Raw genomic sequence first — 23947 nt, 5'->3', positions numbered from 1 at the left:
TATAAGTTATAAGATTTGAGTTAGAAAATCTACACTCAAAATCTAAACTCTTTCTATTACGATGGATCAACTAAGAATAATGGCTGATCAAATTCTACAGGAGAAGAATCATCCACTAAAATTTTAACGACTTTACCTGAAATTTCAGATTCTATTTCATTAAATAATTTCATTGCTTCAATAACACAAACAGTATCTCCTACAGAAATATCTGTTCCTACTTCTACAAAATTAGGTTTATCTGGTGATGGTTTTCTATAAAAAGTTCCTATAATAGGAGACTTTACAGTAATATATTTAGAATCTTCACTTTCGGCTTGTGGAGCTGCTTCAGAAGCTGCAACCGGTTGAGCAATAGGTGCTGCTACTTGAGGCATACCTGCCATTGGAGCTGCTTGTAAAATTGTAGTTTCTGTTTTACCAGAACCTGTTCTAATAGTAATCTTTACATCTTCCATTTCTAACTTTACCTCGCTAGCGCCAGATTTAGCTACAAATTTAATAAGATTTTGAATCTCTTTAATGTCCATACTCATAATTATTTATTTATTGTATTTATGAATTATACGCCCATTTAACGTAAGCTGCTCCCCATGTGAAACCGCCACCAAATGCCGCAAAAATTAAATTATCTCCTTTTTTTAATTGACTTTCATAATCTGCCAGTAAAAGTGGTAAAGTTGCTGATGTAGTATTTCCGTATTTTTGAATATTCATCATTACTTTTTCTGATGGCATCCCTACTCTTTTAGAAATTGCTTCAATAATTCTTTTATTAGCTTGATGCGCTACTAACCATTGAATATCATTTTCAGTAAGATTATTTCTTTCTAATACTTTTCCGGCAACATCTGCCATATTAGAAACTGCATACTTAAAAACAGTTTTACCTTCTTGATATACAAAATGCTTATCTGCTGCAACAGTTTCTTTAGTTGTTGGCATTAAAGACCCGCCTGCCTCAATTCTTAAGAAGTCTCGCCCTATACCATCGCTTCTTAAATACTCGTCTTGTAAACCTAAACCTTCATAATTAGGTTCAAACAATGCAGCTCCTGCTCCATCACCAAAAATAATACAAGTAGCTCTATCTTTATAATCTATTATAGAAGACATTTTATCTGCTCCTATTAATAATACTTTTTTATACCTACCAGATTCTATATAACTAGCTGCAGTAGACATACCGTATAAAAAGCTAGAACATGCTGCTTGTAAATCATAACCAAAAGCATTTATTGCTCCTATTTCTGATGCCACATAAGCCGCTGTAGATGCTATAGGTAAATCTGGAGTTGCAGTACCAATAATAATTAAATCTATTTCTGCAGGATCTACGTTTGATTTTTTCAATAATTCTTCCGCAGCTTTTATAGCCATGTAAGAAGTACCTAAACCTTCTCCTTTTAGAATCCTTCTTTCTTTAATCCCTGTTCTACTGGTAATCCACTCATCATTAGTATCTACCATAGTTTCTAACTCTTTATTGGTTAGAACATATTCAGGAACATATTTCCCTACTGCTGTAATTGCTGCAGTGATTTTTGTCATAATTTTAGTTGTTTTCCATGTGGTTAGGAAGATCAAAAGTAGTGAAATTTATTTCACTTTTTAAGGTAAAAATTATCAAAAGAAATAATTTCTACTTTAAAAACGCAAAAAAACCCTCAATTAATGAGGGTTTTAAAAAAAACTTTTAATTCTTTTATGCTTCTATTGCAGATGCCGATTCTAAGACGATCTGTCCTCTATAGTATAATTTACCTTCATGCCAGTGAGCTCTGTGATATAAGTGAGACTCTCCTGTTGTAGGGTCTGTAGCAATCTGCTGATAAGATGCCTTATAATGAGTTCTCCTTTTGTCTCTTCTAGTTTTGGATATTTTTCTCTTAGGATGTGCCATTTTATGTCTTTTTTTCTGTTATTAAATTCTTTAATTTATCCCACCTTGGGTCTGTCTCTTCAACAGTCTTTACTTCTTTTATTTCTAATTCTCTTAACTTCTTTAATGCTTCAGAGTCCATTGTTCCGTCTAAAACTTTTGGATGAACTCTTTTATTAGGAACTGATAATACAATCATTTCATAAATAAACTGAGCTACACTAAACTCATACGCCTCATGAGGCAATATTAATATCTCCTCATTGTCATCACTAAATTCTGGTCCAAAGTTTACAACTAAAGGTAAAACTGCTTGAACATCTTGTTTATAAAGTTCATTAGAAACATCACATGGTACTTCTACATAACCACTGGCTGTAAAAGTTAAATCTAGTAACGTACTCTTCTTTATAAAATTTAATGATATTTTAATTGATGAACTTTCAAATTCATCAAAATTAAAAACATTAAAGAACGTATTATTAATTTCATATTCAAATAAATGAATTCCTTCTTTTAATCCTACAAACTGTATGTCGAACTCCTTTAAGTCTTTCATTTCCAAATATCAATTAAGCGTGCAAAGATATAAAATTTTATTATTCTACACTCTTTTCTATTAAAAGTTTTTTATTTTACTAAAAGAGGACTTTTTGTAAGCTCTTTATATTCTTTTCTTGTCTTATAAATTTCGATTGCAGCAAACAATGCTTCTTTAAAAGAAGATGGGTTTGCTATGTTTTTTCCAGCTATATCAAAGCCTGTACCATGGTCTGGAGATGTTCTAATTTCACTTAAACCTGCCGTGTAATTTACACCACTACCAAAAGACAATGCTTTAAATGGTGCTAATCCTTGATCATGATATGTTGCTAAAACACCATCAAATTGCTTATATGTTTCCGAACCAAAGAAACCATCTGCCGCATAAGGTCCAAAAACCAACTTACCAGACTCTTTTATTTCGTCTATAGTTGGTTTAATAATTTCATCATCTTCTACACCAATAACTCCTTTATCTCCGCAATGTGGATTAAGTGATAAAACTGCTATTTTGGGTTTATTGATACCAAAATCTTGCACCAACGAAGCATACATTGTACCTACTTTTTCTTTAATTAAGGTAGGAGTAATTGACTCTGCTACTTTAGAGATAGGAATATGACCGGTTATCAATCCTATTCTTAATGCATCTGTCATTAAAATCATCAAGCTCTTCCCTTCTAACTTATCTTCTAAATACTCAGTATGTCCAGGGAAATTAAAAGTATCAGATTGTATGGTTTCTTTATTAATTGGAGCAGTTAATAAAACATCTATCTTTTTTTCTTTTAAATGAGTCGTTGCTATCTCTAAAGATTTTGCTGCATACGCTCCAGATTCTTTAGTTGCTTTGCCTAATTCGATTAAAACATCTTCTTTCCAAATATTTAATACATTAATTTTATTGTGATTAACTTGCTCTAAAGAGGTAATTCCATGAACAGGAGTATCTGACTGCAATGCTTTTTTATGAAAAGTAACTACTTTTGTACTTCCAAAAATAACTGGCGTACAAAAATCTAGCATTCTTTTATCTTCAAAGGTTTTTAGAATTACTTCTAAACCAATTCCATTTAAATCTCCTATTGAGATACCAACTATAATTTTATCAGATTTATCCATAGTAACTATTCTATTATTCCTATTTTTGAATATCACAAAAGTAACTAAATTTTACAAATATGTTTACCGGAATCATAGAAACACTTGGTACAATTACAAATATCACCAAAGAACAAGACAACATTCATTTAACTGTAAAAAGTAATTTTACTAATGAGTTAAAAATAGATCAAAGTGTTGCACATAATGGAGTTTGCTTAACAGTAGTTAATATTAAAACTGATGAATATACTGTAACTGCTATTAAAGAAACGTTAAACAAAACAAATATTGGAAGTTTAACTAAAAATGATTTTGTAAATTTAGAAAGAGGAATGAAATTAGGAGACCGTTTAGACGGCCATATTGTACAAGGGCACGTAGACCAGACAGCAACTTGTGTAGGTATTAAAAACGAAAATGGAAGTACTGTTTACACTTTTAACTATGATGCTTCTAATAAAAACATTACAATAGAAAAAGGTTCTGTTACCGTAAATGGAGTTAGCTTAACAGTCGTAAACTCTAAACACAATGAATTTAGTGTTGCTATAATACCATATACAAGGGAAAACACAACCTTTAAGTTTTTAAAACTAAATGATTGTGTAAACTTAGAATTTGATGTTATTGGAAAATATGTTAGTAGACTAACTAATTCTTAACTTTTTTTATTCCATAAACAATACCTGAAACTACTAAGAAAAGTAAACCTCCATCTATCGCCAAACCAGGTGGCGGTGGTGGTCCTGCAGGTTGAGGTACACTACCTCCCTGTGCGTTAACTACGTATACAAATGCTAGCATTATTATAAATGCAAAATATTTTTTCTTTATCATTTTATATCCCCCCAGATTAAAAATTAATATTAACAATGCTTATTATAACAAATGTTTTTTTTTGTTAACAAGAAGCAAAATGAAATAAAGTGGTATCAGTTGATATAATCACATCAAATATAGAAACCTCCTCTATAATTACTTATAAAAATTAGCTATTTTGGGAATCAAAATAGTCTATAATTATTTATCAGGCAAATATATATACTTTTCTTTATTAATAGCAATTTTTTCCTCCCGTTTTAAAAATAATTTTTCCTATGATTAATAATCATCTGAAAAAATGAATTTATTTAAAAAAAAGAGTTTAGGCAGTATGCATAGACGCTAGCTCATTCTATTTATCAAATAAGCACTTCATCTTACTTTAAATAAATTTTCAAATACTTATTTTAACCGATCTTGATCATCTAACGTAAGGGAACGACTCTTTAAATTAAGGTAAAGTAAACTCCATTAAAAGATTATTTAGTTCATTCTTAACAAATAATTCAACAGAATACTTTTGTCTATGATAACGTATTTTTAAACATGAAACAATATCATAAAATTCCTACCACTTTAATCAATTCTAGTTTCATAATAAATTACGTGCTTTTTCAAGAATTAAAACAGTTTCTTTTCCAATAGAAATTAAGGTTTCTTTTTTAAACCACAACCGTTTCTTTCTCCAAACTTATATAATGAGGTTTTAATCATCTATTAAATGTCTTTTTAAAACAAAAAAAAGCCTCTACATTTCTGTAAAGGCTTGCTATTAAATGTGGTCCCACTTGGGCTCGAACCAAGGACCCTCTGATTATGAGTCAGATGCTCTAACCAGCTGAGCTATGGGACCAAAATAATTGGCTGCAAATGTAATACTTTTTATTACATTATTAAATAAAATATTAGTTTTTTTTTTAAACTGTTCTATTCATTAGCCAAAGTCCAAAATTCTTTAAACTTTCTTTGTTTTTTTCTGTGATATCCATTGCGTTTAAAGTATCAAAAGATTTCTCAGTATAACTCTTAATTTGTTCCTTTATTAAAACAGGAATATTATTTTTCTCAAAAATATGTGTTACTTCTTTAATTTTTATTGAATTCTCTGTTAAATTTTGATTGTAAAAAACACTCAACGCATTCTTATCTTCCTCAGAGGCAATATCTAATGATTTTAAATATAAAAAAGTCTTCTTATTCTCTATAATGTCTCCTCCTATTTGTTTCCCAAATGTTTTTGGATCACCAAAAGTATCTAAGTAATCGTCTTGTAACTGAAAAGCTAAACCTAAATTTAAACCAAAGTCATATATTAAGTCCGCATTTTCTTCACTAGTTTCTACTACTATTGCTCCCATTTTTAAAGCAGCTGCAACTAAAACAGAAGTTTTTAAACGAATCATATTAATATATTCTTCAATAGTTACATCATTTCTAGTTTCAAAATCGACATCTAATTGTTGTCCATCGCAAACCTCTAAAGCAGTTTTACTAAATAACTTTGCTAATTTATGAAAAACAATAGGCTCATAATTCTCAAAATACTGATACGCTAAAATTAACATTGCATCTCCAGAAAGAATTCCTGTATTCAAATCCCATTTTTCATGCACTGTCGCTTTTCCTCTTCTCAAAGGAGCATCATCCATAATATCATCATGAATTAAGGTGAAATTATGAAAAACCTCAACAGCTAATGCTGCTGGCATTGCTTTTTCATATTCTCCAGAAAAAATATCTGCCGCCATTAATGTTAAAATTGGGCGCATTCTTTTACCCCCTAATTTTAAAATATAATCTATTGGCTCATATAAATTTCTAGGTTCATTAACCCACTTTTTAGATTCTAAATAATTGATAAAATATTTCTGATAATGTAAAATCTCCAAATCTGTTATTTTTTTTGTAAAAATAACGTAAAGTAATTTTACATCACAATTACAATGTTAAAAAATAAATAAAACTTTGGAAACTTTTTTTGTTTCTAAAGTTTCCATTCGTACATTTGCACCCGAATATTATTTTTTTTTTACAGAATTCAATATTTATATTCCCGTGTTCACGAGAATGACAATTTTAAAGGAAACCTTTAGAAAAACTAAAGGAAACTTTTTTATAATTATGAGAGAAAAAATATTAGAAAAATCCAATGAGCTCTTCTTAAACCTAGGCTTTAAGAGTGTTACTATGGATGAGATTGCTAGCGCATTAGGTGTCTCTAAAAAAACTATTTACAAGTATTACAAGAATAAAACAGAACTTGTAAACGGTGTTACACTCTCTATGTTTAACACTATATGTAGTGGAATTGATGGTATATGCGAATTAAACCTAAATCCTATTGATGAATTATTTTCTATAAAAAAGTTAATAATGGATAATTTAAAGGATGAAAAATCCTCTCCACAGTATCAACTACAAAAATATTATCCTAAAATTTACGCGTCATTAAAGCAAAAGCAATATCACATAATGCAAAATTGCGTTGTTAATAATTTAAAAAAAGGGATTGAATCTGACTTGTATAGAAAAAATATTGACCTAGAATTTATTTCTAGAATATATTTTAACGGAATGATCAGTATTAAAGACAAAGATCTATTTCCTTTAAAAAATTATTCTATGAACTCCTTAATGACCTATTATTTAGAGTATCATTTACGCGGAATTTGCACAATTAAAGGAATACAACAATTAGAAAACCAATTAAAACAGAAATAAAAACACATGAAAAAAATAATTCTGGTATGCATAAGTACCTGTTTTTTCTTAATTACAAATGCTCAAGAAAAAACAATGAACTTATCTCTAAAAGAAGCAATAACCTTTGCCTTAGACAATAGTTATAACACCAAAGCTTCTAAAAATGATGTGGAATCTGCACGTAAAAAAGTTTGGGAAACAACCGCTACAGGTTTACCTCAAATTTCTGGTAAGGTAGATTATCAAAACTGGTTAAAACAACAAGTCTCCTTATTACCAGCAGAATTTGTTGGAGGAACTGCTGGTACTTTTCAACCAGTTACATTTAGTCCAAAACAAAACGTAAGTGCATCTGTTACTTTAAATCAGTTAATTTTTGACGGCTCTTATTTAGTGGGGTTACAAGCATCAAAAACATATTTAAAAATATCTAATCAAGCCAATGAAAAAACAGAACTCCTAACCAGAGAAGCTGTTATTAACGCTTACGGAAATGTATTAGTTGCAGAAAACAGTATTACCATTTTAGAAGGAAATATTAAAATTTTAGAAAAAAACTTATACGACGCAAGAAAAATCTATGAAAACGGATTTAATGAAGAAGAAGATGTGGAACAATTAGAAATTACTACAGGAAATCTTAAAAATCAACTAAATAGCGTTAAAAGAATGAAAGACATCGCATATAAAATGCTAAACCTTTCTATAGGAAGTTCTATTGACACAAAATTAATTTTAACGGATTCTTTAGATTCCTTGGCAGAAGAAAACATTAATCTAGGGTTAATTGCAAGTGAATTTAACATAAATAATCATATAGATTATAAAATTGCAGAGAACGATAGAGAATCTAAACACTTACTGGTTAAATTAGAAAAAAGCAAAGCGTTACCAAGCTTATCTGCTTTTGTAAACTACGGTGCACAAGCTTACGCTAGTGATTTCTCTTTTTTTGAATCTGATAAAAGTTGGTATAACTCTTCTTTATTAGGCGTTAGTTTAAACATCCCTATTTTTAGCAGTTTACAAAGAAGCTCTAGAACAGCACAAGCTAAAATTGCTTTAGAAACCGCAGATATTAGATTAGAAGAAACAAAGCAACGTTTAAAGCTACTAGCAGAAAAAGCAAAAAGCGAATATCAACTAAGTATAGAAAACTACAACACTGCTAAAAAGAATGTTGGTTTAGCAGAGAGAATAGAAAAGAAACAAAGAATTAAATTTTTTGAAGGTATTTCTACTAGCTTCGATTTACTACAAGCACAAAACCAACTATACACACAACAACAAGCGTACATACAATCTATGTTAGATGTAATTGCTAGTAAAGCAGCATTAGAAAACGCATTAAACACACCAATTAAACAATAATTAGGCATGAGAAAAATATATACACTATTAGCATTCACACTTGTTTTAATCTCTTGTGGAGAAAAAAAAACAACATCAGTTGCAGCGATTATTTCTGGAGGAGATTTAAAAGAATTAACTGCTAAAAAGAAAGAAATTACAGAAAAATTAGAAACTATAAATGCGGACTTAGAAGCTATAAATAATGCGATTGCTGAAAAAGATACGCTTAAAAAATTTCCTTTAATAACCACTTTTACTGCAAAAGAGGCCGTTTTTAAACATTATTTAGAAATTCAAGGAAGTGTAAAAACAAAACAAAATATTTTAATTTACCCAGAAATGCCAGGTATTTTAAAAAGAGTATATGTTAAAGAAGGTCAAAAAGTATCTAAAGGACAATTATTAGCAACTATAGATGATGGTGGTATTGGCAACCAGGTTGCACAATTAGAAGCAACCACACAATTAGCAAAAACAACTTTTGAACGTCAAAAACGTTTATGGGACCAAAAAATAGGGTCAGAAATTCAGTTTCTACAAACTAAAACAAATTATGAATCTCAAAGAAACTCTTTAAAACAACTAAAAAGTCAGCAAAATAAAGCATCCATTAGAGCACCATTTTCTGGAGTTATAGATGATGTTATGAAAGAAGCTGGAACTGTAATTGCTCCTGGTCAAGGTTCTGAAGTTTTTAGAATTGTAAACTTAAATAATATGTATGTTGAGGCAGAAGTGCCAGAAAGATACATTACAAGTATTCAAAAAAATAAAGAAGTAAAAATAGAATTTCCTGTACTTGGCACAAGTGTAGATAGCAAAGTAAGACAGGTTGGTAGTTTTATCAACCCAAATAATAGATCTTTTAAAATTGAAGTTCCTGTTGAAGATAAAAGTGGAAATGTAAAACCAAATTTAACAGCAAAACTTAAAGTTAATGACTATACGGATGCAAATGCTATTTTAATTCCGCAAAGCATTATTTCTGAAAACGCAAATGGAGAACAATTTATTTATACCATTAAGAACAAAAAAGAAAACAACGAAGCTACAGCAGAAAGAGTTATTATTAAAACTGGTAAAACTCAAGGAAATCTTATTGAAGTTTTAGAAAACTTACCTGCTGGCACAGAAATTATTGATGAAGGTGCTCGTAGTGTAAACAATGGGCAAACAGTTAAAGTTATCAATAAATAAAAATAGTAACGATGACAAAACAAAAAAAACAAGTCGATAAAGAGTTTAAATTATCTGCTTGGGCAATTCATAATAAAACAACCATTTACGTACTAATGGCTGTATTATTTTTCTATGGTGTTTCTGCTTATTTAAGTATGGCCCGAGAAAATTTCCCAGAAGTTAAAGAAACCAAGATATATATTAGCACCGCCTACCCTGGTAATACCGCAGAAGACATAGAAAAACTAATTACAGACCCTATAGAAGATAAGGTAAAAACAATTAGTAATGTTGTAGAAGTTACCTCAACATCTCAAGAAGATTACTCTATGGTAATTGTTGAGTTTGATGAAAATATTTCTGTAGAATTAGCAAAACAAAAGATAAAAGACGAATTATCTACAGAAACTGCCAGTGAGGATTGGCCTACTTTTAATGGCGCTAAAATAGAACCTAATGTGTTCGATTTAAGTTTATCGGAAGAAGTACCCATCTTAAATATTAATATTTCTGGTGATTACCCTGTGTATAAATTAAAGGAATTTGCAGAATATTTACAAGATGATATTGAAGATTTATCAGAAATTAAAAAAGCTGATATTCGTGGTGCACAAGAAAAAGAAGTAGAAGTAGCAGTTGACATTTATAAAATGATGGCAGCTAAAGTTAGTTTTAACGACATAACTTCTGCTATTAATAATGGAAACGTAACCATGTCTGCAGGTAACTTTATTACCTCCGGACAACGAAGAACGGTAAGAATTATTGGTGAAATTGATAAACCTAAAGCCTTAGAAAGCTTTGTAATAAAATCTGAATTCGACAATCCTATTTATTTAAAAGATATAGCAACAGTATCTTTTAAAGACAAAGACAGAACAACATTTGCAAGAGAAAGAGGGCAAGAAGTTGTAATGTTAGATGTTAAAAAACGAGCTGGAGAAAATATGGTTGCCGCTTCAGAGCAAATACAAGTAATTGTAAGCGATGCTATTGAAAATTATTTTCCGCATGATTTAAGTGTTACCATAACCAACGATCAATCTAACAAAACCATTGGTCAGGTAGATGATTTAGTAAACAACATTATTTTCGGAGTTATTTTAGTAGTAACTGTTTTAATGTTTTTCTTAGGATTTAAAAATGCCGTATTTGTTGGTTTTGCAATACCAATGTCTATGTTTATGTCTTTAATGATTTTAAACTTATTAGGCTACACCATGAACACCATGATTCTTTTTGGGTTAATTATGGGACTAGGAATGCTGGTAGATAACGGAATTGTCGTCGTAGAAAACGTGTATCGTTTAATGGATGAAGAAGGAATGGGCAGAATTGAAGCTGCTAAAAAAGGGATTAGCGAAATTGCATATCCTATTATTATTTCTACTGCAACAACCGTTGCCGCATTTATTCCTTTAGGTATGTGGCCTGGAGTTATGGGAGATTTTATGGTTTTATTACCAATAACATTATCTACCGTTTTAGGGTCTTCTTTATTAGTTGCAATATTCTTTAACTCTGTATTGGTTTCTCAATTTATGAGTGTAGAGGATGTAGATATGCCAATTAAAAAAATTGCTATCGTAACAGGTGTTATGACTCTAATAGGAATTTTAATTTTAATTGCAGGCGGAACTTATAGTGCTATTGGAGCATTAATGATTTTTATAGCTATAATGCTTTGGGTGTACCGTTTATTCTTAAGAGGATGGGCTAATAGTTTTCAAAATAAAGTTTTACCCGTTTTAGAAAAATGGTACGAAAGTAGTTTGCGTTTTTCTTTAAGAGGTAAAACTCCTTACTTATTAGTTTTTGGTACCACTATTCTTTTAATTGCTTCATTCATGGCATTTGGTTGGTCTTTAGGTACTCAAAGAACTAAGGTTGAGTTTTTCCCTGACAATAAACCAAATCAAATAATTGTTTATATAGAATACCCAGAAGGAACGGATATTCAGAAAACAAATAATATAACCAAAAAAATTGAAGAGAAAGTAGAAGGTGTTCTATATGCTGATGAATATATGGACGGCGACTATAACTTTATGGTAGAAAGTTTAGTTTCTCAAGTAGGTGAAGGAGCAGGAAACCCACAAACTGATGGTGGTTCTGCAGCAGAAATGCCTCATAAAGGAAAAGTAACAGCCTCTATGAGAGAGTACAAATACAGAAGAGGCTTAGACAGTGAATTAATGCGTCAGAAAGTACAAACTGCACTGGTTGGTATTTATCCTGGAGTTTTAATTTCTGTTGAAAAAGATGCCAACGGACCACCAGCAGGATCTCCTATTAATATTGAAATTGAAGGTGATGATTATGCAGAATTAATTCATGTAGCGCAAAGAATGCGAGACTTTATCAACACAAAAAGTATTACTGGTATAGATGAATTAAAGATTGATGTAAACCGAGATAAACCCGGAATGGAAGTTATTGTAGACCGTAAAAAAGCCGGTGAATTAGGCGTATCTACAGGTCAGGTTGGGCAACAATTAAGGGCTTCTATTTTTGGAAATAAAGCAGGTGTTTACAAAGAAGATGGAGACGATTATGATATCTACGTTCGTTTTAACAAGGAAAATAGATACAATAAAAGTGCTATTTTTAATCAGAATATTATTTTTAGAGATATGGCTTCTGGTAAAATAAAAGAGATTCCGGTTTCTACGGTTGCAACACAATCTAACAACTCTGGTTTTAGTGCTATTAAGCACAAAGATATTAGAAGAGTTGTTACTGTTTATTCTGCATTATCTCCAGGAGAAACGGATGCTGGTGCTGTGGTTGGTAAGATTAGAGAAGAAATGAAAAACTTTAAAAATTTACCTAAAGGAATAAATATTGATTATACAGGTCAGTTAGAAGAACAAAACAAACAAATGCTATTCTTAGTAGGTGCGTTCTTTACTGGGTTGGCTTTAATTTTCTTTATTTTAATTTTTCAATTCAACTCGGTTTCTAAACCAGGAATTATCATGTTGGCAATTTTCTTAAGCTTTATTGGAGTTTTTGGAGGAATCGTTATTTCTGGTAGTTCTTTTGTTATTATGATGACCATGATGGGAATTATTTCATTAGCCGGAATTGTAGTAAACAATGGAGTGGTATTATTAGATTACGCACAATTGTTAATTGACAGAAAGAAAGGTGAATTAGAAATAGAACATGAAGATTATTTAGACAAACAAATGTTATTTGAAGCAATTGTAAATGCTGGTAGAGCACGTTTAAGACCTGTTTTGTTAACCGCAATTACAACCATTTTAGGATTAATACCGCTAGCAATTGGTTTAAACATTAACTTCTTTAGTTTATTTACAGAATACAACCCGCACATTTATATGGGTGGAGATAACGTTGTTTTCTGGGGACCTTTAGCTTGGACTGTTATTTATGGTTTATTAATAGCTACTTTTTTAACACTAATTGTTGTACCTGTTTTATTTTACTTAGTAACCTTATTTAAAATGTGGATTAGAACCAAAACAACTTCAAATGAAATGGTTGCTCAAGAAGTAATTTCTGCGGATAAAAGAATAGATGAAAAGAATCAATTCTAAATTTTAAACATATTTTTTATATAAAAAAGAGATGAAATTCATATAATTTCATCTCTTTTTGTATTTTCGAACCAATGATAAAAAAGAAATCTTTTACGGTAGATGAATTAAAACGCAAGTTAGAGAACTACTGCGTTTATCAAGATAGATGCCACAAAGAAGTGGAGCAAAAAATGCGTGAATTCAGCCTGATTCCTGAAGCTAGGGAAATGATTTTATTAAGCTTAATGAAAGATAACTTTTTAAATGAAGAACGTTTTGCTAAAAGTTATGCGCGCGGAAAATTTAGAATTAAATCTTGGGGAAAACAACGTATTGTAAGAGAGTTAAAGTTTAGAGATATTTCTGCTTACAATATAAAAACAGCTTTAAAAGAAATTGATGCAAATGAGTATATAAAAACAATTTACAGAATTACAGAAAATAGAAACGAAGTAATTTCTGAACCAAATATTTACAAGAGAAAGAAAAAGTTAATTGATTTTTTAATGCGAAAAGGTTTTGAAAATGAGTTGATTTTTAAAGTTGTTGGAGAGGTAGTTTCTTAGTAATCTGCAAAACCTATTAATAACTAACTGCTTACAAACAAGTTTAACTCTGATTGAAACGGCATCCTTTTTACTTTTTCGATAAAAAGATATAGTCTTTCGACACCGCTCAAGATAAAATCCAAGCAGGAAATAGCTTCTAATAGTACTAGTTAATTGTACTTAAAAAGATAGAATCACTTTTTTTCTTTGCTAAAATAACCGCTTGTATATCATTATTTGGTATTTCTACAGACAAAACATAGTGCTTAATTTTCCAAACATTTTGCTTCTTTTCTAAAACTCCAGAGCCTCTACAAGTCCCCATCCAAGTTGTTAACAACTCATCAAACCAAACAAAATCTTTGGCTTCGTTTACATAAATATTTCTTTCTAAAGGTTTAAAAGACCATGCTTTGCCTTTATCGAAAAAAGGTTTGCTAAATTTTTGAAATTGTGTCTTACTCCAGTTTTCTGTAGCATCTGTGCCAATAAAAACCGAAAGACTGTCCATCTTACCAAAATAACCTTCGTAATTTGCTTCGGAAGCCGCTTTGTGCCATGCATCTAATAAGGTATTCGCATTGGTTTTTATCGATGCAATTGTTCGAAAATCTTTAACCTCTTTTTTAACGCTACAGTTAAAAAAAGAAATAAGTATTACTAAGATTAGAAAATAGTTTTTCATTTATTATTCTCTCTTTAATACCCTTTGTTTTTCTGGCGAAACCTTGATAAAATCTTTTCTTTTTACCAGCTTTCTTTCTTTTCGTATTGAGTCTTGTTCTAACTTTTTTAAATTGATAGATTTCTTAGAAATACTATCCATTTGCGTAGAATCTATACCTATAAAATTAAAATCTACATCAATTTCTTCTTCGAAACGTTTTTTGGCAAGTATGCTATTTATTTTTGAATTTACTGTAGAAAAAGCAGCGATTGTTTTATCTACCTGCAAATTAACTTCTTCGGGGGTAATTGCGGGTATAAAAGTTAAATCTGCCAATCTCAACACCTCATTATGCAAAACATTAATTCTCGTTTGAAAAGGAGGAGTATCAAAAATCTCTGGCTTTACACTATCTTTTAAACTGATAACCAAATCTCTTAATTCTAAAGCATTACTTAATGCTTCGTTAGGCGATACTTTATCGAACTTCTTTAAAAAAGAATTTACTGCTTTTAATTCTTTCCAATTTTCTATTTCAGATGCATAAATAGTCTTAACATTTTCTACAGAAATATGCTTTACAGGAATACTTAATTTTGGAGTTTCTTGAAGCTCTTTGTTTGTTTCTTGCTTATTATTACCACAAGAAAACAAAAGAACAGACAGTAATAAGTATATGGTTTGTTTCACGATTTTATATAATAAGTGGTAAAAATAAGCATTTTAAAAGCATCTCTTATTTATTTAAGTAAATTGTAACAAAAGTCTTTATTAAATTTAAACAAAGAATGTAAGATATTCATTTTTTCTCGTCTACATTAATAATAAAAAACAAGAGATTTGTAACAAAGGTTACTGCTTTTTACAATGAATAAAAATACCTTTGTATAAAATATTAGGAGATGAAAAAAATTATTAAAAAAAGTTTAGAAAACGTATTATCTTATAGAGAATATAGAGATTTAGTAAGTAACTTATTAGCAGAAGGAAAAGCTACAGGAGTTAATCAATCTGAAGCTTTAACAAATTATAGTTTGTTAAACGATAAAAGAATGAAGCGTTTAGATAAAACAATAAAAATTTCTGAAGAAACAATAACTAAAATGCAAGAAATTAACGAGCCTCAAACTTGGCTAGTACTTGCAGAAGGTTGGTGTGGAGATGCTGCGCAAAACTTACCTGTTATAAATAAAATTGCAGAAACAAATAGTCTTATTAATCTTAAATTGGCTTTAAGAGATGAGCACGAAGATTTAATGAACTTGTTTTTAACTAATGGAGGTAAATCAATACCTAAATTAATAGCTTTAGACAAAGATAATAATGTAATAAATACTTGGGGACCTAGACCAAGTGAAGCTACAAAAATGGTTGCAGATTATAAAGCCAAACATGGTGTTATAGATGCTCCGTTTAAGGAAGGTTTACAAGTTTGGTATAACAAAAACAAGGGACAAAATATACAAGAAGATTTTATAGAACTTGCTACAAAATCTCTTGCAAAAGAAGTATAAAAAGAAATTTTAAATAGGTGTCTTAAAAGAATATTTATTATCACCATAAACTTATTTCAGAATCTTATTATTATTGAGTTTTTAGTAATTTAAGATACTGAAGTAAGTTCTATAAGACAATGTGAAAACTTTTTAAACAACCACTTCTCTTTTCTGTATATTTGCACAGAAAATTATATATAAATGTTTGTAGATTATTCCACAATTACCGAAGAAGCAAAAGTTTGGGTATACCCTTCTAGTAGAAAATTTTATCCGAATGAAATTGAAGGTATTGAAAGTAAATTAAAAGACTTTCTAGAAAGCTGGAAATCTGACGATGAAAACTTTAAAGCTTCCTACCAATTTTTATACAACAGATTTATTGTGCTGTTTGCAGATGACGAAAATTCTACGTTAACAAACTCAGATATAGATGCATCTGTTTCTTTTATCTTAGAACTTCAACAAGAACATGACGTAGAATTGTTAGACAAAATGAATGCTTGTTTTAAACAAGGAGAATACGTACAATACAAAGATTTAAAAGACTTTAAAAAACTACTTAAAAATAAAGCTGTAACAGCAAAAAGCATCATTTTTGATAATTTAATAACTACAAAAGTGGACTTTGATAACAATTGGGAAATTCCTCTTGAAGAAAGCTGGTACAATAGGTATTTATAACATTCTATCTTGTTTACATTGTAAAATCTAATTTGTCTTTATAATGTTATTACAAGTTCCTTTTATAAAAAACTTGTATCGAGGAATAGCTACAATTAATTCTCGATACAAATTTCACTTTCTATAATTGTCTATTTATCTAAAATAGCACCAATATTTGGTTTAAAATAATTAGGTCCTTTTAACACTTTACCATCTTCTCTGTAAATAGGTTTACCGTCTGCACCCAATTTACTCATATTACTACGCTGAATTTCATTAAACACTTCTTCTATTTTATCTTGCATTCCGTGTTCTATAATTGTGCCACATAAAATATACAGCATATCTCCTAAGGCATCTGCAACCTCAACCAAATCATTATTTTCTGCTGCCTCTAAATATTCTTCATTTTCTTCTTTCATTAAGTTAAAACGAAGTGTATTTCTATCTTTACCAATACTTGCAATTGGTTTTTGATTCATATTTAATTTAAAAGCGGTGTGAAATTCAGTTACTGCTGCTATTTTGTTTTTCATTATATATTCGATTTATTTTATAATTTTATTGTTTATTTTAATTTAGCAAGTGATATTCAATTTTAGAAGTTACACCAAAAACAAGGACGTTCTTCATTTAATTTGTAATTTTGCAAAATAGAATTTTATTAATTTTAGTTAGACAATATATAGAAACTTTCTGATAAAATAAAAGCTTCTTGTTTACCATTAACCCACAACTTATAAAGAATACAAATTATGTTTTTAAGTGCTTATTTTACAACAGGAAGAATTGTTTTTATGATCTTATTTTTGATAGCTTTTGTAGCTTTAATGATTTATAGTTATAAAAAAGATATAAAAAACCACCAACGTTATTATAAAGGAACTGGTAAGAAAGTACTTATATATAGCCTAATTGTTATTGCTATTTTTGTTGCTATTAGAATATTATGGGGTCAATAATTTAATTTACACTATTTTACAACATAAAAAAAATCAAAATAAACCCTTATTATTTGTACTAATTTTAAAACGCCAAAAAAAAATTAAAATAAAAACAAGTACTATTTAAAATATTTTTCTGTACATTTAACAATATATTAATAGAAACATATAATCATTTAATCCCCCAAAGAATGATACCCTTAAATAAAAACAAATGCAAGCTACTTGCATTCTTCATATTTCCTTATCAGTTTGCTACTGCAACTTCTGTTGCTCCAGCTGATAATTACATTATAAAAACAAACACCTCATTAACAATTAACAACCCAGACCTTCCGATTAATCGCATAGGTCTAAATGAATTTTTTCAGTTGTTAACTAGTTTTTATTCAAGTTACCTTGTTTGTTAAAGACCATAAAAAACAAAACATAATACATTTTACTAATAATTAATAGAAATATTAAAATCATTTAATCCCCTAAGAATGATATCCTCTAAAAAAAACAAAACCAGTACATTTATATTATATGTAGTATCCCTTGCGTTACTATTTTTAGTATTCTTTTTATTATTCAATAAGTTTGCTCTAGCAGATCCAGAATCCAAAAAGGATAATAATGCTATTCAAAATAACACTACTTTAAAGAAGAACTCTTTATACTTATCTGTTAGCACAACATATTTAGGTATAAATTATTCCCTATCCAAAACATAACAAACTATCTGACAATATTTACACTTTTTTATTAAAATCATTTAATCCCCCTAAAGAATGATACCCCCTAAAAACTATACATATAAAATATTTATATTCTTTTTACTTTTCTATCAATTTACTTCTGCTCAAACAGCACCTGTAGCAATAGATGATAATTATACCACTACATCAAACACCCAATTAAGAATTGAAACTCCTGGTTTATTAAGTAACGATACGGATATAGATGACGACGATCTAGAGGTTACAGAATTTACATTAGATAGTATCACATATGCTGCAGGTGACACTGCCAACTTAACCGATGGAACCATTACTATAAATGCAAATGGTAGTTTTCTTTTTACTCCTACCACTAATTATAATGATATTACTCTTGCAATTAATTATGTAATTTCTGATGGCACGTATACTGCTTCTGCAAATTTGACTCTTAAAGTTAATAACCTATATGCGCCAGATCCTAAAAATGACAATTATACTACAGAAACAAACGCAACACTTAATGTTGATACGCCTGGTATATTAAGTAACGATACCGATAAAGACAAAAGCTTCTTATCCATTACAGAATTTAAAATAGATACTGTTAGTTATCATGCAGGTGAAAAAGCAAGTTTTACTGAAGGATCTATTACCATAAATGAAGATGGTAGTTTTTCTTTTATACCTGCCGCTAATTATAACAACAAAATTCCAACAATTAAGTATACCGTTTCAGACGGAACTTTTACAAGTACTGCTAACTTAACTGTAAAAATTATTAATTTATATCCGCCAGATGCTAAGGATGATTATGATACTGCAAATATAAATACTACTTTAAGTGTAGAAGCTCCTGGTGTACTCGTAAATGACAGTGACCAAGATAATAACGCATTATCAATTATCAATTTTATAGTAAACGGAACAACTTACAACACAGATCAAAAAGCAATTTTTGCAGGAGGAAGCATCTCTTTTAAACCAGATGGTAGCTATACTTTTATCCCTACTAAAAATTACACAGGGAATATTCCTGTAATTAAGTATATTATTTCTGACGGAACTTTTACAAATTCTGCGAATCTATATTTAACGGTAGAACACATAACCGACTTACTAGAAATAAGCTCTTTATCTAGCTGTAACCAAGGCTATACGGTAGACGGAGTCTATAAAATTAAATATAGCTTAACACTTAGAAACACAAGTACTGCAAGAGATTACCATGCAGAAAACCTTATAAAAAACATCAATTTAACAAATGATTTGAATAGCATTTACGGCAATGGATGTGTAGAACAAATAGAAGGCGTTACGGTGAATACAACTGATGTTCATGATTTTATAGACAACCCATACCCTACTGAATTTAATACAGATGCTGTAAATAATGATTTTTTAAATGCTACATCAAATTCTCTTTTTAACAAAGATGCTATAGATAATTTCATTTTATACCCAAGGCAATCTATAAACATTGAATTTTGTGTAACAGTAAATCCTTTTTGTGGTGGTAGACCTACCCCTACTCCTTCTGGTTCTGGAATCGATTTTAATCATGTAGCAGAGGTAACCTCTACAATAGGTAACCATTCTAAAAGTCTTTTACTTAAAGATTTTCATACTACAGAAGCTGTTGTAGCTGGAGGATTATATGTCCCAGAACAAAAGCCAAAAGTAAACCCAGACGGTACTTTTGATTATACCAATAGAGTTATCTTAACAAATGAAGGTACCGCTACAGCTAATAATGTTAATTACAACATGGGCTTAGGCGATTTCTTAAGCAAAGGTATTGTTTTTAGAGAGCTTAAAGTTACTCAGGTTTCGGGGCCTAATGTTACTGTTAACACTTCTTATAACGGAGGAACAAACACAAAATTACTAATGCCAAATAATTCTCTTGAACCTGGAGAAACTGTAATTTTAGAAATCTATTATTTAACAGAACCTTTCTCCTCTACTAGAGTTAACAATTTTGATCAATTAAAGTTTTCACAAACCCAAGGAGGTTTAGACGGACTCGATGAGTCAACCTCATCTAACAATAAAAATTTCTCTTTTGTTAATTGGTCTGATGGTTTAGGAAACCATTTAGATAGATATTACCCAACAAATTCATCTACAGCACCAGTAACATCTGCAATGCAATGCAGTTGCACTTCTAAGGATATGGTGTTTTTATTTACCTCTGCCAATAATAATGAGAAAGCAATTTCTGAGGTTAATAAAATTCCTAATGGTATTCTAGAACATGATGAAATTACGTTTCAACTTACCATAAAAAACAATAGTAACATTGTACAATTAGAAAACTTAAATCTACAAGACGATTTAAATAAAATTTGTTCTGGTAATATCGTTTCTGTTACAACTCCTTTTATAGAGAACTCAACAGCAACAGCAGACCCAATATTAAACCCTAATTACAACGGAACATCAGATATTAATTTTTTTGATGGTACTTCTGGTATATTAATGCGAGGAGAAACCATTACTGTTCAGTTTACAGTGGTTTTTTATGAAGACTGTATTGGTAATAACACTTCTAGTTTTACAGCAACAGATCCTTTAAATAAAATTATAAGCTCATCTGGTTTTGTAGCTGTTAATGCCACGACAGATTCCGATAATGATGGTATTTCTAACGCTGTTGATATTGATGATGATAATGACACCATACTAGATGTTGATGAATACAACGGATTAAATCCTTTAGATGACCATGACGGAGATTTTATACCTAATTATAGAGATACCCATTATGGTATTGATGCTAATACTGATGGTATTGTAGATATTTTTGATTTTGATAATGATGGGGTTCCTAATCACTTAGATTTAGATAGTGATAACGATGGTATTTTAGACATCGTAGAAGCCGGAAATGCATCTACAGATAGAAATCGCTCTGGTAGTACAAATAATAGTGTTGGTACAAACGGCTTTGACAACACACTAGAAAACAATGATACTATCAATGCCTCAATTAAATACATAGTACTTAATACAGATACAACTGGCTACCCTAACTTTATAGATATCGATGCAGATGGAGATGGAATAGTAGATAATATTGAAGGACAAACCACCGCTAACTATAAAGCACCAAACGGTATTGTTAATATTTTAGGTATAGATACTGCCTACCCAAAAGGAATTACTCCAACAAATACAGATCGTGATGCTGAACCAGATTATATCGATTTCAATTCTGATAATGACATTCGTGATGATGCTATTGAAGCTTGGGATTTAGATAATGATGGAATTGCAGAAACGACCCCACTAAATTTAGACATTGATAATGATGGTTTAGATGATGCTTATGACAATAATACTGCATTGGTAAACCCAACAAATAATCAAGTACCTACAGATTTCCCTAATAATGATGACCCTGATACATCAGAAAGAGACTGGAGAGAAATTATAGCGATTGTTGTACTTATTGATAATGTATCCGTAATTGAAGGAGAAGATTTAGAATTCACAATCTTGTTAGTTAAAAAGACAGATCAATCAAAATTAATTCAAAGTGCATCACCAATTACAATTCTTTTTTCAACAAAAGACGGTACAGAAACTGCAGAGCAATACAATATAGCAATTGCGCCTTATGATTATAAACAAGTAACTTCTAAAGCCTTAACAATAGACCCTTTTACAGATACAAATACGTTTACGATAAATTCTTTAGATGACAAGATTGATGAGCTAGATGAATTATTTACTTTAAAAGGTAACATAACTTCTAACAACACAATTAACACAGAAATAAGTGGGGTTGGTACTCTTTTAGATGATGAAGATGTACCATCTATTACCATGAATAACTCTACAACTGATGAAGGTGATGATTTAGAACATAAAGTTACTTTAAGCCACCCATCTTCTAGACCTATTTACATAGACATACATACCACAGACGGAACTGCAATTAGTCCAGAAGATTACCAAAGTTTTTATAAATCTTTAACCATTACCGAAACAACAGATCCTAATAACGCAAATACAGAAAGCACTTTTAATATTCCTACTTTTATAGACAATATAAACGAACCAGATGAATTTATAAACGTTGTCGGCGTTGTAGCGTCTGCTCATATTGGAGCGCAAGATTTAACTAAAACAGGTATAATTTTAGATATAAACCCAGACCCTAAAGTTATAATAGACAATGTTACTGTTATAGAAGGACGTACTTTAACTTTTACAGTTTCACTCGTAAATCCAGATTCGGATGAGTCAATGCAGAACTCTTTACCTATTAACTTTAATTTAGAAACGGTTAATGAAACAGCAAGTGATTTAGAAGACTATAATGCAGAATTTACCACCGCTTCCATACCCGCATTTGAAACATCTACAACTCAAGATGTAAAAACTATAGATGACACTATAAACGAAGATACAGAAACAATGCGCCTAGAGGTTAAAATAATATCTACAGGTGTTTCTAATCATTCATCAACCGTTTTTGGTACGGGAACTATAAAAGACAATGATTACCCAAATCTTTTTTCGCCAAATGGCGATGGAAAAAGTGACCTATATAAAATCTCTGGAATTGAAGAATATCCAAACTTTAGAATAACGATACTTGACCGTTGGGGAGGTCAAGTATTCGATTATAAAAACAATGGTAATGCAAATCCACTTTGGTGGGACGGAACCAACCACGGAAAACCTGTTACAGAAGGCATTTATTATTACTCTTTAGATTATAACGATGGTGTTACAAAACCTAAGAAAAGCTTTATCCAATTAATAAGATGATACAAAAAAGCCCCCAAAACAATTTAAGAATCACAGATAAAACGCTTTTTACATGTGTCTTACTAATTCTTTTCTTTAGCACATTTAACTACGCACAACAGACACCACATTATACACAATACATGTATAATATGCAGGTAATAAACCCTGCGTTTGTAGGTTCTAGAGCAGATTTAAGCATCTCTTTATTAGCGCGTCAGCAATGGGTTGGTGTAGAAGGAGCTCCAGAAACTAAAACATTCTCCATAAACGGAAGAACAGCAGCCGGTTTTGGTTTTGGAGCAACAGTTATAAACGATAAATTAGGTTTAGCAAATAGTAATAATATAAATTTAGACGTCTCTTATACATTGCCTATATCTCGCTATGAAAGACTCTCTTTTGGATTAAAAGGTGGTATTACTTTTTTTAACAACAATTATGCAGGAGGCGTAACACCAGATAATGAAACCTATGCTTCTACAAATGGAAGTTACCCAAATATTGGTTTTGGAGGATTGTATTATACTGAAGAATTTTTTATAGGATTATCCATTCCTAATATATTAAAATCTAGTCAGTTTAAAACACTAGAAAATCTTGATGAAAACTTTGGAATAAGCAACCAAAACTACTTTTTAGCATCAGGATATATCTACGAAATGTCTGAAGAATTAAAATTTAAGCCTTCAACGATTATAAAATACACTCCTAGCTTACCCGTTTCTGTAGATCTAAACGCTAATTTTATTTATAAAGAAAAAGTTGAGGCAGGTTTATCTTATCGTTATAAAGAATCTATGAGTGCTGTGTTTGCTTTAGTTATCAATAAAAAATATAGAGTTGGTTATTCTTATGATGTTAGGTTGGCTAATTATGGAAGTAACTTAAGCTCTCATGAAATTATAGTTACTTTTGATTTAGATTTAAAAAGAAATACGCGCTGGTTGTTTCATAACCGTTGCTATTTTTAAAGCATTCTCATTAACTTAAGACTGTTTATTGTTCACCTAATAAAGGATAAAATAAGCTC

21 protein-coding genes and 1 tRNA gene are annotated in these 23947 nt (G+C 30.3%); 11 read left to right on the top strand and 11 right to left on the bottom strand.

The window, feature by feature from the left end:
* Nucleotides 1-56: 56 nt before the first annotated feature.
* The 5 genes from accB to pdxA all read right to left on the bottom strand — a co-directional run bounded on the left by accB (nt 57) and on the right by pdxA (nt 3547).
* Nucleotides 57-530, bottom strand: coding sequence for an acetyl-CoA carboxylase biotin carboxyl carrier protein (gene accB, locus KV700_RS14110; protein WP_166385889.1), 474 nt, complete (start codon nt 528-530; stop codon nt 57-59).
* A gap of 25 nt (nt 531-555) precedes the next feature.
* Nucleotides 556-1551, bottom strand: a complete 996-nt coding sequence (locus tag KV700_RS14105; protein WP_166385750.1) for a beta-ketoacyl-ACP synthase III — start codon at nt 1549-1551, stop codon at nt 556-558.
* Nucleotides 1552-1705: 154 nt separating this feature from the next.
* Nucleotides 1706-1903 (bottom strand): 50S ribosomal protein L32, encoded by a 198-nt coding sequence (rpmF, locus tag KV700_RS14100; RefSeq protein ID WP_165733114.1) that lies wholly within the window; start codon nt 1901-1903, stop codon nt 1706-1708.
* A 1-nt stretch (nt 1904) separates the two neighbouring features.
* The gene (locus KV700_RS14095) at nt 1905-2441 is read right to left on the bottom strand and encodes a DUF177 domain-containing protein (RefSeq protein WP_166385752.1); all 537 of its coding nucleotides are present in this window, start codon (nt 2439-2441) and stop codon (nt 1905-1907) included.
* A gap of 71 nt (nt 2442-2512) precedes the next feature.
* A complete protein-coding gene (pdxA, locus tag KV700_RS14090) occupies nt 2513-3547 on the bottom strand; it encodes a 4-hydroxythreonine-4-phosphate dehydrogenase PdxA (protein ID WP_166385754.1) in 1035 nt (344 codons plus the stop codon).
* 59 nt (nt 3548-3606) lie between these two features.
* Between pdxA and KV700_RS14085 the strand changes: the two genes are divergently transcribed.
* The gene (locus KV700_RS14085) at nt 3607-4191 is read left to right on the top strand and encodes a riboflavin synthase (protein ID WP_166385756.1); all 585 of its coding nucleotides are present in this window, start codon (nt 3607-3609) and stop codon (nt 4189-4191) included.
* Here KV700_RS14085 and KV700_RS14080 read toward each other — a convergent pair.
* From KV700_RS14080 to KV700_RS14070, 3 genes are all read right to left on the bottom strand, one after another.
* Entirely contained in the window at nt 4181-4366 is a 186-nt protein-coding gene (locus tag KV700_RS14080; protein ID WP_166385758.1) for a PID-CTERM protein-sorting domain-containing protein, read from the bottom strand. The two genes, KV700_RS14085 and KV700_RS14080, sit on opposite strands and share 11 nt — an antisense overlap.
* A gap of 764 nt (nt 4367-5130) precedes the next feature.
* Nucleotides 5131-5204 (bottom strand) — tRNA-Ile (locus KV700_RS14075).
* 64 nt (nt 5205-5268) lie between these two features.
* Nucleotides 5269-6240: a polyprenyl synthetase family protein gene (locus KV700_RS14070; protein ID WP_218598257.1), complete on the bottom strand. Its 972-nt coding sequence runs from the start codon at nt 6238-6240 to the stop codon at nt 5269-5271.
* A 232-nt stretch (nt 6241-6472) separates the two neighbouring features.
* Here KV700_RS14070 and KV700_RS14065 point away from each other — a divergent pair, with 232 nt between their 5' ends.
* From KV700_RS14065 to KV700_RS14045, 5 genes are all read left to right on the top strand, one after another.
* Nucleotides 6473-7072 carry a TetR/AcrR family transcriptional regulator gene (locus tag KV700_RS14065; protein WP_218598256.1) on the top strand — a complete coding sequence of 200 codons (600 nt, stop codon included), beginning with the start codon at nt 6473-6475 and terminating at the stop codon, nt 7070-7072.
* A 6-nt stretch (nt 7073-7078) separates the two neighbouring features.
* Entirely contained in the window at nt 7079-8425 is a 1347-nt protein-coding gene (locus tag KV700_RS14060) for a TolC family protein (protein WP_218598255.1), read from the top strand.
* A 6-nt stretch (nt 8426-8431) separates the two neighbouring features.
* Nucleotides 8432-9604: an efflux RND transporter periplasmic adaptor subunit gene (locus tag KV700_RS14055; protein WP_166385766.1), complete on the top strand. Its 1173-nt coding sequence runs from the start codon at nt 8432-8434 to the stop codon at nt 9602-9604.
* Between the two features lie 11 nt (nt 9605-9615).
* Nucleotides 9616-13149 (top strand): efflux RND transporter permease subunit, encoded by a 3534-nt coding sequence (locus KV700_RS14050; protein WP_218598254.1) that lies wholly within the window; start codon nt 9616-9618, stop codon nt 13147-13149.
* 74 nt (nt 13150-13223) lie between these two features.
* On the top strand, nt 13224-13697 hold the full coding sequence (locus KV700_RS14045) for a regulatory protein RecX (RefSeq protein WP_254712923.1): 474 nt from the start codon (nt 13224-13226) through the stop codon (nt 13695-13697).
* A gap of 148 nt (nt 13698-13845) precedes the next feature.
* On the opposite strand, the gene KV700_RS14040 is transcribed toward KV700_RS14045, so the two are convergent.
* Both KV700_RS14040 and KV700_RS14035 read right to left on the bottom strand, forming a co-directional pair.
* Entirely contained in the window at nt 13846-14364 is a 519-nt protein-coding gene (locus KV700_RS14040; protein WP_218598253.1) for a nuclear transport factor 2 family protein, read from the bottom strand.
* 3 nt (nt 14365-14367) lie between these two features.
* The gene (locus KV700_RS14035; RefSeq protein ID WP_218598252.1) at nt 14368-15036 is read right to left on the bottom strand and encodes a hypothetical protein; all 669 of its coding nucleotides are present in this window, start codon (nt 15034-15036) and stop codon (nt 14368-14370) included.
* A 212-nt stretch (nt 15037-15248) separates the two neighbouring features.
* Here KV700_RS14035 and KV700_RS14030 point away from each other — a divergent pair, with 212 nt between their 5' ends.
* Both KV700_RS14030 and KV700_RS14025 read left to right on the top strand, forming a co-directional pair.
* Nucleotides 15249-15860, top strand: a complete 612-nt coding sequence (locus tag KV700_RS14030) for a thioredoxin family protein (RefSeq protein ID WP_218598251.1) — start codon at nt 15249-15251, stop codon at nt 15858-15860.
* 183 nt (nt 15861-16043) lie between these two features.
* A complete protein-coding gene (locus tag KV700_RS14025; protein ID WP_166385776.1) occupies nt 16044-16526 on the top strand; it encodes an ABC transporter ATPase in 483 nt (160 codons plus the stop codon).
* A 131-nt stretch (nt 16527-16657) separates the two neighbouring features.
* Here KV700_RS14025 and KV700_RS14020 read toward each other — a convergent pair whose 3' ends face one another.
* Nucleotides 16658-17044 (bottom strand): nucleoside triphosphate pyrophosphohydrolase family protein, encoded by a 387-nt coding sequence (locus KV700_RS14020; protein WP_166385778.1) that lies wholly within the window; start codon nt 17042-17044, stop codon nt 16658-16660.
* A 219-nt stretch (nt 17045-17263) separates the two neighbouring features.
* Here KV700_RS14020 and KV700_RS14015 point away from each other — a divergent pair, with 219 nt between their 5' ends.
* From KV700_RS14015 to KV700_RS14005, 3 genes are all read left to right on the top strand, one after another.
* Nucleotides 17264-17470 (top strand): hypothetical protein, encoded by a 207-nt coding sequence (locus tag KV700_RS14015; RefSeq protein ID WP_166385780.1) that lies wholly within the window; start codon nt 17264-17266, stop codon nt 17468-17470.
* A gap of 755 nt (nt 17471-18225) precedes the next feature.
* The gene (locus tag KV700_RS14010; RefSeq protein ID WP_218598250.1) at nt 18226-22935 is read left to right on the top strand and encodes an Ig-like domain-containing protein; all 4710 of its coding nucleotides are present in this window, start codon (nt 18226-18228) and stop codon (nt 22933-22935) included.
* A complete protein-coding gene (locus KV700_RS14005) occupies nt 22932-23888 on the top strand; it encodes a type IX secretion system membrane protein PorP/SprF (protein WP_218598249.1) in 957 nt (318 codons plus the stop codon). Before KV700_RS14010 ends, KV700_RS14005 begins: the two co-directional genes overlap by 4 nt.
* Nucleotides 23889-23947 lie beyond the last annotated feature (59 nt).

This window comes from Polaribacter sp. NJDZ03, assembly GCF_019263805.1.
Taxonomy (GTDB): Bacteria; Bacteroidota; Bacteroidia; order Flavobacteriales; family Flavobacteriaceae; genus Polaribacter.
Note: the sequence above shows the minus strand (reverse complement) of the source record. Positions and strands in the feature narration are given on the sequence as shown.